This is a genomic window from Pseudoalteromonas sp. XMcav11-Q, from assembly GCF_040104525.1.
Taxonomy (GTDB): Bacteria; Pseudomonadota; Gammaproteobacteria; order Enterobacterales; family Alteromonadaceae; genus Pseudoalteromonas.
Genome location: NZ_JBECOX010000008.1, coordinates 238455 through 249870 on the forward strand (window position 1 = coordinate 238455; position 11416 = coordinate 249870).

The 11416-nt window shown below is 44.3% G+C and carries 15 protein-coding genes and 2 tRNA genes; 1 reads left to right on the forward strand and 16 read right to left on the reverse strand.

Annotated features, from left to right (window positions below; genetic code table 11):
• Window positions 1–22 precede the first annotated feature (22 nt).
• Window positions 23–454 carry a secondary thiamine-phosphate synthase enzyme YjbQ gene (locus ABMY45_RS14800; RefSeq protein ID WP_235367982.1) on the forward strand — a complete coding sequence of 144 codons (432 nt, stop codon included), beginning with the start codon at window positions 23–25 and terminating at the stop codon, window positions 452–454.
• Between the two features lie 4 nt (window positions 455–458).
• Here the strand turns inward: ABMY45_RS14800 and alr are convergent, their stop codons facing one another.
• From alr to ABMY45_RS14880, 16 genes are all read right to left on the reverse strand, one after another.
• On the reverse strand, window positions 459–1541 hold the full coding sequence (alr, locus tag ABMY45_RS14805) for an alanine racemase (RefSeq protein WP_010368798.1): 1083 nt from the start codon (window positions 1539–1541) through the stop codon (window positions 459–461).
• A 19-nt stretch (window positions 1542–1560) separates the two neighbouring features.
• Complete coding sequence (gene dnaB, locus ABMY45_RS14810; protein WP_010368799.1) at window positions 1561–2940, reverse strand: replicative DNA helicase; 1380 nt, start codon at window positions 2938–2940, stop codon at window positions 1561–1563.
• Between the two features lie 118 nt (window positions 2941–3058).
• Window positions 3059–3997: a DUF4097 family beta strand repeat-containing protein gene (locus ABMY45_RS14815; protein ID WP_102057612.1), complete on the reverse strand. Its 939-nt coding sequence runs from the start codon at window positions 3995–3997 to the stop codon at window positions 3059–3061.
• A gap of 10 nt (window positions 3998–4007) precedes the next feature.
• Window positions 4008–4487: a hypothetical protein gene (locus ABMY45_RS14820; RefSeq protein WP_010607097.1), complete on the reverse strand. Its 480-nt coding sequence runs from the start codon at window positions 4485–4487 to the stop codon at window positions 4008–4010.
• Window positions 4480–5031, reverse strand: coding sequence for an RNA polymerase sigma factor (locus ABMY45_RS14825; RefSeq protein ID WP_010607096.1), 552 nt, complete (start codon window positions 5029–5031; stop codon window positions 4480–4482). Before ABMY45_RS14825 ends, ABMY45_RS14820 begins: the two co-directional genes overlap by 8 nt.
• 371 nt (window positions 5032–5402) lie before the next feature.
• The gene (locus tag ABMY45_RS14830; RefSeq protein WP_349289076.1) at window positions 5403–7142 is read right to left on the reverse strand and encodes a polymer-forming cytoskeletal protein; all 1740 of its coding nucleotides are present in this window, start codon (window positions 7140–7142) and stop codon (window positions 5403–5405) included.
• Between the two features lie 4 nt (window positions 7143–7146).
• The gene (locus ABMY45_RS14835; protein ID WP_010607094.1) at window positions 7147–7635 is read right to left on the reverse strand and encodes a prepilin-type N-terminal cleavage/methylation domain-containing protein; all 489 of its coding nucleotides are present in this window, start codon (window positions 7633–7635) and stop codon (window positions 7147–7149) included.
• On the reverse strand, window positions 7632–8054 hold the full coding sequence (locus ABMY45_RS14840; RefSeq protein WP_349289077.1) for a prepilin-type N-terminal cleavage/methylation domain-containing protein: 423 nt from the start codon (window positions 8052–8054) through the stop codon (window positions 7632–7634). The genes ABMY45_RS14835 and ABMY45_RS14840 overlap by 4 nt, the downstream gene beginning before the upstream one ends.
• Window positions 8045–8503, reverse strand: coding sequence for a GspH/FimT family pseudopilin (locus ABMY45_RS14845; protein ID WP_349289078.1), 459 nt, complete (start codon window positions 8501–8503; stop codon window positions 8045–8047). The genes ABMY45_RS14840 and ABMY45_RS14845 overlap by 10 nt, the downstream gene beginning before the upstream one ends.
• Complete coding sequence (locus ABMY45_RS14850) at window positions 8487–8900, reverse strand: type IV pilin protein (protein ID WP_010607091.1); 414 nt, start codon at window positions 8898–8900, stop codon at window positions 8487–8489. Before ABMY45_RS14850 ends, ABMY45_RS14845 begins: the two co-directional genes overlap by 17 nt.
• A gap of 419 nt (window positions 8901–9319) precedes the next feature.
• On the reverse strand, window positions 9320–9772 hold the full coding sequence (gene rplI, locus ABMY45_RS14855; protein WP_010368808.1) for a 50S ribosomal protein L9: 453 nt from the start codon (window positions 9770–9772) through the stop codon (window positions 9320–9322).
• Between the two features lie 35 nt (window positions 9773–9807).
• Window positions 9808–10035: a 30S ribosomal protein S18 gene (gene rpsR / locus ABMY45_RS14860; RefSeq protein WP_002962753.1), complete on the reverse strand. Its 228-nt coding sequence runs from the start codon at window positions 10033–10035 to the stop codon at window positions 9808–9810.
• 11 nt (window positions 10036–10046) lie between these two features.
• A complete protein-coding gene (gene priB / locus ABMY45_RS14865) occupies window positions 10047–10376 on the reverse strand; it encodes a primosomal replication protein N (protein ID WP_010368809.1) in 330 nt (109 codons plus the stop codon).
• A 38-nt stretch (window positions 10377–10414) separates the two neighbouring features.
• Window positions 10415–10756 (reverse strand): 30S ribosomal protein S6, encoded by a 342-nt coding sequence (rpsF, locus tag ABMY45_RS14870; protein WP_010368810.1) that lies wholly within the window; start codon window positions 10754–10756, stop codon window positions 10415–10417.
• Between the two features lie 206 nt (window positions 10757–10962).
• Window positions 10963–11038 (reverse strand) — tRNA-Gly (locus ABMY45_RS14875).
• Window positions 11039–11154: 116 nt separating this feature from the next.
• Window positions 11155–11230 (reverse strand) — tRNA-Gly (locus ABMY45_RS14880).
• Window positions 11231–11416 lie beyond the last annotated feature (186 nt).

Below are 11416 nucleotides of genomic sequence, written 5' to 3' on the forward strand. Positions count from 1 at the left end.
AGTTAAAAACACACGTTACTTTATGAGTTGGACTCAAAAACAAATTATCTTGAAGCCTCGAAAGCGAGGCTTTCACTTGGTAGACGACGAGATTATCTCGCAGCTTCCTGAACTACATGACTATCGTCTAGGGCTGCTGCACCTGTTTATACAACACACCTCCGCCAGCCTAACAATTAACGAAAATGCCGATCCAACGGTACGTATGGATATGGAAAGCCACTTTAATCATTTTGTACCACAGAGGCAAAGCTACTACCGCCATGACTATGAGGGTGATGACGATATGCCAGCACATATCAAATCCAGCACCTTAGGATGTGAAGTAACCATTCCCATTTCTGAGGGCCGCCTGCGTTTAGGTACTTGGCAAGGTATTTATCTCGGTGAGCATCGTGACCATGGTGGTGCAAGACGCGTTATCGCAACGCTTCAAGGTGACAGAAAAGGCTAGGCGCTTAGCCTTCGATGTATTCGTAGCTTACTCTTGGGGTGACGTTACACAGCAGCTCATATGGAATCGTATCTGCACATTGCGCTATCTCTTCTACGGGCAGGTTTGGTCCCCACATTTCTACTTCTTCACCAACTTGAATGCCATTAGAATTATCACCAATATTCACACTGATCATATCCATAGACACGGTGCCGACTATACCGTAACGCTGGTTACCAATAACCACCGGAGTGCCAATTTTAGCGTGTCTGGGATAACCGTCTCCATAGCCAACACCAATAACGGCAAGATAGGTGTCCTGTTCACATTGCCAACGTCCGCCATAACCTACCGCCTGATGTGCTCTCACCCGCTTGATGGCAATAACTTTAGTAGTCAAGCGCATGACGGGCTTTAATCCATGTTGCTGGCCAACACGCGCAAGCATAGGTGAAACGCCATAAAGCATTAGGCCCGGACGGATCCAGTCGCCATGAGATTCAGGCCAACCTATGATCCCCGCGGAGTTTGCCAAACACAATGGTGCGTGACTTTGACCAACCAAAGACTTAAATAACACTTGTTGTACTTCGGTTTTATTGTCTTTGATATCATCGGCACAAGCAAAGTGTGTCATTAAGTGGATTTTATCAGCAACATTTTTTGATCGCTTAAGGCGAGCATAAAACGCTTCAAACTCTTCAGGCTCAACGCCGAGACGATGCATACCGGTATCTACTTTTAGCCACACTGTGAGCGGTGCATCTAAATTAGCACGCTCAATGGCTTCAAGCTGAGAAATGTCATGCACTATGGTTTGCAAATTATTGGCAAGTAAAATAGGTAAATCAGAAGGATGAAAAAAACCTTCTAACAGAACAATTGGTTTAGTGATGCCACCTGTTCTAAGCGCGAGCGCTTCATCAACTCTCGCCACAGCGAATGCATCCGCATCTTGCAAATGCTGAGCTATTTTAACCAAACCATGACCATAAGCGTTGGCCTTAAGTACCGCCATAATCTTACTTTTTGGCGCCAGTTTTTGCGTTAGCTGTAGGTTTTCTCTCAGCGCGGTTAAATCGATTTCAGCACTTGCTAGTCGCATTTCACTACTCAATTGACAGTTAATATTCGTCGTCCATTGCTGGACCCGCATAGTTATCGAATCGAGAGTATTGACCTTGGAAGGTTAACCTAACCTTACCGATCGGACCGTTACGTTGCTTACCTATGATGATTTCGGCCGTGCCTTTGTCTAGGCTATCGTCGTTGTAAACTTCATCACGATAAATAAACATGATTAAGTCGGCATCCTGCTCGATAGAGCCTGATTCACGTAAGTCAGAGTTTACTGGGCGTTTATCTGCACGTTGTTCTAGCGTACGGTTAAGCTGAGAAAGCGCGATAACTGGACACTGCAGCTCTTTGGCTAGTGCCTTTAATGAACGAGAAATTTCAGCAATCTCAAGCGTACGATTGTCCGAAAGGCTCGGTACGCGCATGAGCTGCAAGTAGTCCACCATGATCATGCTGATCCCACCGTGATCGCGCGCAATTCGTCTCGCGCGTGAACGCACATCTGTTGGCGTAAGACCGGATGCATCATCTATGTACATCTTGCCCTTTTCCATCAGTAAGCCCATGGTGGATGACAAACGTGCCCAATCGTCATCATCTAATTGACCGGTACGTACCTTGGTTTGGTTGATACGGCCGAGTGAAGCGAGCATCCTCATCATGATCTGTTCTGAAGGCATCTCTAGCGAGTAGATCAGTACCGGCTTATCTTGCGTCATCGCGGCATGCTCAGCCAAGTTCATCGCAAACGTGGTTTTACCCATCGACGGACGCGCTGCAACAATGATCAAATCAGAAGGCTGTAGTCCTGCTGTCATCTTGTCTAAGTCGCCGTAGCCTGTACTTACTCCAGTAACACCATCTTGTGGAGATTGGTAAAGTTCTTCAATTTTATCAACGGTTTTCTCTAGGATGCTGTGAATACTCTGCGGACCTTCAGTGCTTTTAGTGCGCTGCTCAGCAATCTTAAATACCTTGCTCTCAGCTAAATCTAACAGCTCATGGCTATCTCGTCCCTCAGGATTAAAGCCAGCCTCTGCTATTTCATTCGCCACACCAATCATTTCGCGAACAACCGCACGCTCACGGACGATACTCGCGTATGCATCAATGTTTGCAGCACTTGGCGTGTTTTTAGCAATCTCAGCAAGATAGGAGAAACCACCTATGGTTTCTAACTGATTGTTCTTTTCTAGATTCTCAGAAATCGTGATTAAGTCGATAGGTTGACTAAGCTCTACCAGCTTTTCCATCGCTTCAAAGATCAGCTTGTGGGTTCTGGTATAAAAGTCATGAGACACCACCAATTCCGCAACACGGTCGAAGGCTTCATTATCTAGCATCAAGCCACCGAGCACAGATTGCTCAGCTTCAATTGAGTGCGGTGGAACTTTTAAGGTATCGACTTGTATATCTGGTTTAGCCATATCACAACATTGAGAAATTGAAGGCCCTCTATTGTATCTGGTCTACCCATAAGTGCAAATAACAAAAGGCCAGAGTTTGGGGGAAACTCTGGCCTTATTAATTTGATGAAAGCGCTTATTAGTTACGCTTTAGCTCAATATTGCCGCTAACGGTATCGATTTCTACATCTGCATTACCACCGTTAAGCACAAACTCGAGTGAACGAGCTGGGCCATATTTGGCTTTTTTAACTTGATCTGAACTTAGCTCATTGGTGATATGGCCACCTGAATGCGCGTTGATTTCAAACCTTGCCGATACATCTGCAGGGAAATAAAGCTCAATATCGCCACTAACACTGTCCATATTTATATTGGCGTTATCCAGTAACTTTGCTGCATATACTGCTATTTCGCCGTTAACGGTAGATAAGCGTAAGTCTTTTAACTCTGCCATCTTCAACTCGACTTCGCCATTGACGTTTTCTAAGCGCAGCTCGGTTGCGGTGGTTTGCGTTTTAATTTCGCCATTAACGGCGTTAAATCTTAGCTTACCGCTCGAAGCGATATCCTCAATGTCCCCATTGACGGTTTCAAACTGAATATTGCCATCTAAGTCACGACTATCAATATCACCATTTACCGTTTCTAATGCAATTTTACCGCTGATTTTACTCGCTTTAATATTGCCGTTGACCGTTTTGATACGGGCGCCCGCAGTTAAATCAGCAGCTTCAACATCAACCACCACCCCTTCAAAATTTAATTCACTGCTACGAGGCATGTAAATGGTGAGTTTAGAGCCATCACCACCGCCCCAACTTTTATAGCGTCTTGGCATCTTCACGATAAACTCGGTTACCTCACCAGAGGTTTCTAGTTTATAACCCTCGGCTTTATCGTCTAACTCGCCTGTCACTTTAAAAACGTTTTTATCCCATGTTTTTATCGTTACGTCACCGCGCTGATTCTCGATGACAACTTTGCCATTTGCAGGAACCGACAGTTCTTTATCGATAGATTCTCCGGCGAACACTATCGCAGGTAGCGCCGCTAGGCCAATAATTAATGCTTTCATCCTAATTCTCCTAAATTTGTTGCCAACGAGGTTGGTGAACCTTATTGATTAAGTCGAGTTGCTGCTGATAAACCTGAGCTAACATCTTTAACAGCGCAGCATTCTCAGGATCTTGCTTTAAAGACAACTTAATCGCTTGTTCCGCCTGCTCGAGCTCTTGCAATTGTGTCTGCCAATCAGAAGTCAGCGCTGGCTGCGTTTCATATTGAACCAGTAAAGACTGCTTTTGCTGCTCAAAAAAAGCGCTAATGTTAGCCAGTGAGTCTTGCTTGGGCTGATTCATAATGACTTGCCAAGCAAGTAAGCCCGCAATAGTACACGCCGCAATACCAGATAACTTTTGCCAATTATTTTGCTTCGGCGGCTGCATCGGTTGTGCTTGATTGATTGCACGCTCAACGCCTTGCCATAAGTCACGTTGTGGCTTTGGCTGCGACTGTTCGTCATTCAGTGCGGTATGCATAAATTCATCAAAAGATGGTTTAGTCATTGTTGTACCACTCCTGTAATAAGTTACGTGCTCGGTGATATTGCGATTTACTCGACCCTACGGCCATGTTTAACATATTGGCAATTTCCTCGTGGCGATACCCTTCGACAGCATGTAATACGAAAACCAACCTGGCACGTTCTGGCAATCTGACAATGAGTTTATCTAAGCCATTTAGCTCTCCTAGCTGCTCAGCACCTTGCTCATCCAGACCGGACTGCTCAAAGCTTACGACCTTTTGTAACCAGTTTTTTTGCTTTCTAAGATAGCTGATAGCAATATTACTGGTCACACTATGAAGCCAAGTCGTAAATTGTGATTGCCCTTTAAATTGGTCTATCTTTTGCCACAATTGCACAAAAACTTCCTGACATGCATCTTCTGCATGAGCAGGCTCAGCGAGCAATCTAAGACATAATGCATATACGCGACGATGATGTTGCTCAAATAGTTCGCGAAATGCACTTTGATCCCCTTGCTGGCACCTAGCCACTAGCGCATCGGTTTGTTCTTGTGTAAATGCCTCTTTGGCATTAATTATCATGCGTCTGTTCCTTTGGGTTGATTCCTTCATCTTCGCATATCGAATGGAACAAACAAAGTCACCAACGCTCAATTGCCAATTTCTACTTTTTTATAAAGTACTTATTTAGACGCGGGCGAAATCGGAAATGGTTTAAACGGGTTGGAAAAAATTTTACTTTTTTATTGAGCAAAAAAAGTGGAGTCTGACGCTCCACTCAGGAAAGTTACTCAGCGCTTTTATACCAGTTGTATTAAGTAAATGATCTATCTTGAAGCGGGGAAATAGCTTTAGTAGCAAGGCTAAAATTTTGCTATTTAGTTGTTCTAAATGAGAAATTTTTAACGAAGCTAATATGCTATTTCACCCTTCAAATTGATTAGAGAATTAATTCAATTGGTATTAGCTTCACTCTCATCGGCAACTTGGTACGGTTTGTAGTGCCAGCCCTTAAAGATCAATGTCGGCTTTTGTCCCGGCGGCTGCACGCCAATGCCTGCATTTTTTAATGCTTGATCAAAGTGGATCCCTGTACCACCGGTACCAGTAATCGATGCCCCTCGAACTGTACCGTACAATTGCCCACTGCCGTTCAACAGAATAGAAGTCAACGGTGAATAAATAGCAGCATATAGTGACGATGCGCCGCTAAATACAAAACCATTAGGGCCATCAAATGAAGAATACACACTAAATACCGGCAGTTTACTCTTCTTGGTTAAGCCTTCTTGCTCAGCAATAACCTTAGCACTTGCGCCAATAGAAACTTTGCCGGTAGTGAACACGGTCAAAGAACTTTCTTTTTCTATCCAGATATGGGTGTCGCCAGTTAATGTGAGGTCACCATCAATCAACCAAATCACATCGCCACCAGAGATCTTTATTTTTCCGTCAGATCCTAACTTCAACCCTTTAAAAGGGAACGCAAGCTGCGTTTTTTCTGTCGCTGTGCCGAGATTCTGATCTACCCCTTGGAACAAATAAATGGTGTGCTCTTTTGCAACATACACACTTGAGCCATTACGCTCGTACACGGCCTGTTTAGGTTTAAAGTGCAAGATTTGTTGCGCGCCTACATTTAGAGGAGTGAATCGATTACGAGGATCGATAATGCTATCCATATTAAAAGGCAACGCCAAAGGATCACATTCTTTATTTGGCCTTGCTGGGTCGTAGTCGGGAGAATCTGGATCGTACACTTTTACCGGTTCAACCACTAAGTCTGCGACTCTAAATTTAGCATCGGAGTAATGCACACCATCTTGAACTTGCAAGCCAGTATCTTTAAATTGACCGCTGCCAGTATATTGAATATCGAACGCATCGCCATTTTGGTTGAGGATCTCAGCGCCCCACTCCATTTTCGCGTCACCCATTGCACGTACATAACCTTGGATCTTTCCGCCTCTATGCGTGAAAAAGCCGCGGCTATAGACATTACCTTCCACTCGAATATCACTCGATGACGGCGAAATATCTACCCCGGTATTTGACCTAACGTCACCCAAAATCGGTGAAGAGCCTTTTAAGTAAATCACACCAGATGCTTCAACATCACCTTTAATCGGAGAGTGGCCTGATAGCACCACATCTGCATCGCCTACCACAGTGTGTACATCACCATCATGGCTTTTTGTTTCTTCGTAAGTGCCTTTCGATGAGTCATAGCTATCGACAGAGCCACTACCAGATAGATTCACCCCTTTACAGCCAGTAACCGCATTTTGGAATATGGACTCTTTCGCCGCTGGCTGCAACTCAAAGCGCGCAACTAGCCGATGGTTCGCGTGCTCACCATGACGTTGACCTAAGCTTTCGATTTCAAACTCATTGCCATTGGCATTAACCGAGATCTGATATTGCGAATCAGGAACTGCACCGCTACCCGTTTTGTTTATACCATTTATCAGTGCATTGACGTCTTGCGGATTGCCACTTAACGCCGCATCCAGCTTTTGACGATATTCTCTGATCCCTTGTTCAGCCACTAATCTTGCATTAATGTCTTTTTGGAAGTTACCACTTAATCTTTCTTGTACAACACCTTCCTTGAGGGAAGCGAATACCACAACGCTAGCCATGCCGCCGAGCAGCATCACTTTAACCAGTGTAAAACCTTGTTGTTGTTTCATTGTATTAGCTACCTAATCCAGCGTAAAAATTCATCTGTATGCCTGCACCATATTGTGTCGGAAAACTACTACCCTGTATTGTGACTGTAATTAACTGACCACTGGCATCGGTTGCAAATGTGAGTCCAGTTACCCCCTTCAAAAGATTGATATCACCCGTGCCGCGATCGCACACTAAATACCCATCTTGTAAAAAATAGCGCTCAGTGTAGTCAACCATGGGGACACTGCCATCACAAGCGGGGACCCCTGCCAATTGGCGGATCGTAATATCGGTCGCCGTCACAGTAGGGACTTCCTGAGTTTGCTTGATGCTGCGCATCATCACTCGATTGGTATAGCGAACAATCTCTTGCGATGTTGCAAGCTGCTGGCTTGTCGTCACCGTTTCTTTTATCGACGTGTACGACGTTGCAATCCCCATAACCAATACCAACCCCACAACCATAGCAACCATGAGTTCCAGTAAGGTATACCCATTTATCTGTTTCATGAGCCCCCTCCTGCCGGCGGAGAACAAGTGTCCGCAACCTCTGGGTAACTGGTAGTTAAAGAAATTTGGTTTTCAGCAGGGTTTTTTACTCGCTTATCTTCCCAGCTCACCGTAAGCTGCATGTTAATGCTATAGGTCGCAGGCAACACTAACGTAAAGCGACTATCCGCAGGATGCAGCTGTTGAATAAGTGGATTGGCGAGCGTCATATCATTGTTGTTATGTTGCAATTCACATAACAACGGCCATATTCTCTCAATTGCGTTTTGACCATGAATTAACGCCATTGTGTATTGAAAGCTATTGGAGGCAAACTGTAATGACTTAAGCTGCGTCGCAGCCAAACCAAGCAACATTAACCCAGCCACCAACATCGACACCACGACCTCAATGAGAGAAAACCCCTTACTTAACTGCAATTTTGTTCCGCCTCAGCTAACCAACTTTGACCGCTGACCAACACACATAAACGATAATCCTGAGTATTGGCAATGTTGTCGGTAATCAATATATTGTTTGTTGCCAGCACTTCGCCACTTTCACGCACAACTTGGTCGGCAAGTGCCACTTCTATCGAGCTATGTTTAATAGAAAACCGCCCTACTTCGGTCAATTGGCCATTTTCATTGGTTTTCACAACCCAGTCGCTGTCCTCTACGACCAGTGACACCTGCAGCTCTCGTCGAACCGCTTCACTGCGGGCCAGACGATATACCGCCTGCAGTTGATTAGCATGCGTCGTGAGTCTGTCTTGCTGAATTTGCTTTATAAAACTTGGCGCAGCTATCGAAGCTAAAATTGCAAGTATTGCCATGGAAATAAGCAGCTCAAGCAGGGTAAACCCTAAATATCTATTGCCAGCAGTCATTGTTCTTCGGTCCCTGTTCACCAAGATGGTTGATACTTAGTACACCACACCTGTCAGCCGCTTGTGCTTTTCCCGCTATTGGCGTGGCTGTAAATTGATACCCCAAGTTACGGTATTGCCCAACTGCGCCATTTGGTTTATCAGTGGGAATATATTTAAACGTGTAGAATTTAGACTCAGGCAGGTCTGTAAGTAAACTCGCATCAGGGTAGCCACTATTACGGCTATATATGCGCTCAATCACACCTGCCATTTCCAACATTTGCTGTTGTGCTTGCGAACGACGTCCATCCTGAACGTATTCCACATATGACGGATATGCCACGCTGGCTGTGATCGCCACTATTGCAACCGCAATTAATAGCTCTGTAAGCGTAAAACCTTTATTTACCGACATTTAATTATTCCACCACTAAATTGATAGCGCTGTCATTTTATTCCACTTTATGACAGACAAAAGACAAAGAAAAGGATTAACCTATAATATGTAAACATAACATGGAGCGAAAGTTTCTAAAAAGGAAACTTATTACACCACATTACAACAGTATTACCTTTTGATATAAGGCAAACTTTGAGCGAGAGGATCATCCATGTCACACCTTAAATTGGTATGAATAAGATTATTATTATGATTTTCTTCGAGGGGTTACTTAATTCAACCTAAGAGTTGGATACCAACAAAACCAATAGCATTAAGAATATCTGTTAACTAGGTTTTTACTGTCCGAAATTCGGGCTCATTTAGGAAAATTAAGTGAATAAAAAGCCGTGCATAAAAATACACGGCTTTTTTAATTTAAGCTCAATTAAAAATTAAGCTTCAGCAATTACGATTACTTTGATCGTAGCTGTAACGTCAGAGTGTACTTGGATAGCTACATCGAACTCGCCAGTCTCACGGATAGTACCAAGAGGTAGACGAACTTCTGACTTAGATACCTCAACACCTACTGCAGAGATAGCATCAGCAATATCGCGAGTACCGATAGAACCGAATAGCTTACCTTCGTCACCCGCTTTAGAAACTAGAGTTACTTCAGCTAGTGCTTCTAGTTTTTCAGCGCGTGCCTGTGCAGCAACTAGCTCTTCAGCGATTTTCGCTTCAAGCTCAGCGCGACGTGCTTCGAAAGTTTCAATGTTAGATTTAGTTGCAGGAACTGCTTTACCCTTAGGGAATAAGAAGTTACGTGCGAAGCCAGATTTAACATTAACCTGATCACCTAGGCTACCTAGGTTTGCAATTTTGTCTAGTAGAATAACTTGCATGTCTCTACACCTTTTAAAAACTAGTAATCAGCTGCTTACTTGTGTAAGTCAGTGTATGGAAGAAGGGCTAGGTAGCGAGCACGCTTGATAGCAGTTGCTAGCTGACGCTGGTATTTAGCGCTAGTACCTGTGATACGGCTAGGTACGATTTTGCCACTTTCTGTTACGTAGTTTCTAAGAGTAGCCAGATCTTTGTAATCAATTTGTTGTACGCCTTCCGCTTTAAAACGGCAGAACTTACGACGTCTGAAATAACGTGCCATGAGTAATTTCCTCAATTAATTCTTTCAATATGTTGTGCGTGCAATACCAGCTGACTCAAGCCATTTCGGCTCTCGTGGCGATTTATAAAACCGCGAACTTGTAATGCTTGCCCAACGTATAAATGCTCAGTTTGGTTTCGGAACTGTTCTCCACTGGCAACCACTTGAATACGCACGTAGGCATTTCGAGTAAGGTCAGCCTCTAATTGCATTGATTTGTGCTCAAGTACAAATATGCAATGTGGGATCCCAGCTGGGCTTTGACTAAATTTAGGTGTTTTACAAATCACGCCCGAAAGCAGATATTGATTGGTATACAGGTCAACCTGATTACTCACCATTACCTCGAAAGGTTAGTCAAATCCGAAATCAACAACGATTAAGCAGAAGCTGCTTCTTTTTTCTCTTCTTTTGCAAGAGGAGACGCTTCAGTTACCGCGTTTTTAGTACGCATAACTAGGTTACGAAGCACTGCATCGTTGTAGCGGAAAGAAGTTTCAAGCTCGTTGATTACTTCAGTTGGTGCTTCAACGTTCAAAAGAACATAGTGTGCTTTGTGAAGCTTTTCGATTGGGTAAGCCAGTTGACGACGACCCCAGTCTTCTAGACGGTGAATAGTACCGCCAGCTTCAGTGATAGCACCAGTATAACGCTCGATCATACCAGGTACTTGCTCACTTTGGTCTGGGTGAACCATGAATACGATTTCGTAATGACGCATGGATATTCCTTACGGTTAGTATAGCCTTGTCCCGTTTCGGCCAGTCGGGGTAAGGCAAGGAACGATAATAGTAAGGCCGAAAGAGCGCGTATTTTACGCGTAGCATTAAAATTAAGCAATCAGTTTGTTATGAAAAATTGGTGGAATAAGACTATATCTGCAAGGTTTTTTTAGAGTGATTGAAAAACAAGGATATTTAGGAGAGTTGGAGCGGCACACGAGGTTCGAACTCGTGACCTCGACCTTGGCAAGGTCGCGCTCTACCAGCTGAGCTAGTGCCGCATTCCATAGTTAGCTCATTGTGTTGTCGATAATTACGCAAGGTCGCGTTGATTACCTATAGCAGCTGAGCTAGTGCCGCATCACATTTTTTAGTTTATACACCTAAAGTAAGTGTTTGGAGCGGCACACGAGGTTCGAACTCGTGACCTCGACCTTGGCAAGGTCGCGCTCTACCAGCTGAGCTAGTGCCGCATTCCGATACAGCTCTTAATTTTCCGCTGGGCGCGCCCTTGAAGTCGCGTCTAACGTTTTAGCAGCTGAGCTAGTGCCGCATCACATTTTTTAGTTTATACACCTAAAGTAAGTGTTTGGAGCGGCACACGAGGTTCGAACTCGTGACCTCGACCTTGGCAAGGTCGCGCTCTACCAGCTGAGCTA

What these genes read in the sequence shown, in the direction of transcription:
- rpsR (WP_002962753.1), bottom strand. Translation starts at nt 10,035, where the DNA reads ATGGCACGTTATTTCAGACGTCGTAAGTTCTGCCGTTTTAAAGCGGAA.
- ABMY45_RS14815 (WP_102057612.1), bottom strand. Translation starts at nt 3,997, where the DNA reads ATGAAAGCATTAATTATTGGCCTAGCGGCGCTACCTGCGATAGTGTTC.
- ABMY45_RS14830 (WP_349289076.1), bottom strand. Translation starts at nt 7,142, where the DNA reads ATGAAACAACAACAAGGTTTTACACTGGTTAAAGTGATGCTGCTCGGC.
- ABMY45_RS14850 (WP_010607091.1), bottom strand. Translation starts at nt 8,900, where the DNA reads ATGTCGGTAAATAAAGGTTTTACGCTTACAGAGCTATTAATTGCGGTT.
- priB (WP_010368809.1), bottom strand. Translation starts at nt 10,376, where the DNA reads ATGGTGAGTAATCAGGTTGACCTGTATACCAATCAATATCTGCTTTCG.
- rpsF (WP_010368810.1), bottom strand. Translation starts at nt 10,756, where the DNA reads ATGCGTCATTACGAAATCGTATTCATGGTTCACCCAGACCAAAGTGAG.
- alr (WP_010368798.1), bottom strand. Translation starts at nt 1,541, where the DNA reads ATGCGACTAGCAAGTGCTGAAATCGATTTAACCGCGCTGAGAGAAAAC.
- ABMY45_RS14835 (WP_010607094.1), bottom strand. Translation starts at nt 7,635, where the DNA reads ATGAAACAGATAAATGGGTATACCTTACTGGAACTCATGGTTGCTATG.
- rplI (WP_010368808.1), bottom strand. Translation starts at nt 9,772, where the DNA reads ATGCAAGTTATTCTACTAGACAAAATTGCAAACCTAGGTAGCCTAGGT.
- ABMY45_RS14825 (WP_010607096.1), bottom strand. Translation starts at nt 5,031, where the DNA reads ATGATAATTAATGCCAAAGAGGCATTTACACAAGAACAAACCGATGCG.
- dnaB (WP_010368799.1), bottom strand. Translation starts at nt 2,940, where the DNA reads ATGGCTAAACCAGATATACAAGTCGATACCTTAAAAGTTCCACCGCAC.
- ABMY45_RS14820 (WP_010607097.1), bottom strand. Translation starts at nt 4,487, where the DNA reads ATGACTAAACCATCTTTTGATGAATTTATGCATACCGCACTGAATGAC.
- ABMY45_RS14800 (WP_235367982.1), top strand. Translation starts at nt 23, where the DNA reads ATGAGTTGGACTCAAAAACAAATTATCTTGAAGCCTCGAAAGCGAGGC.
- ABMY45_RS14845 (WP_349289078.1), bottom strand. Translation starts at nt 8,503, where the DNA reads ATGACTGCTGGCAATAGATATTTAGGGTTTACCCTGCTTGAGCTGCTT.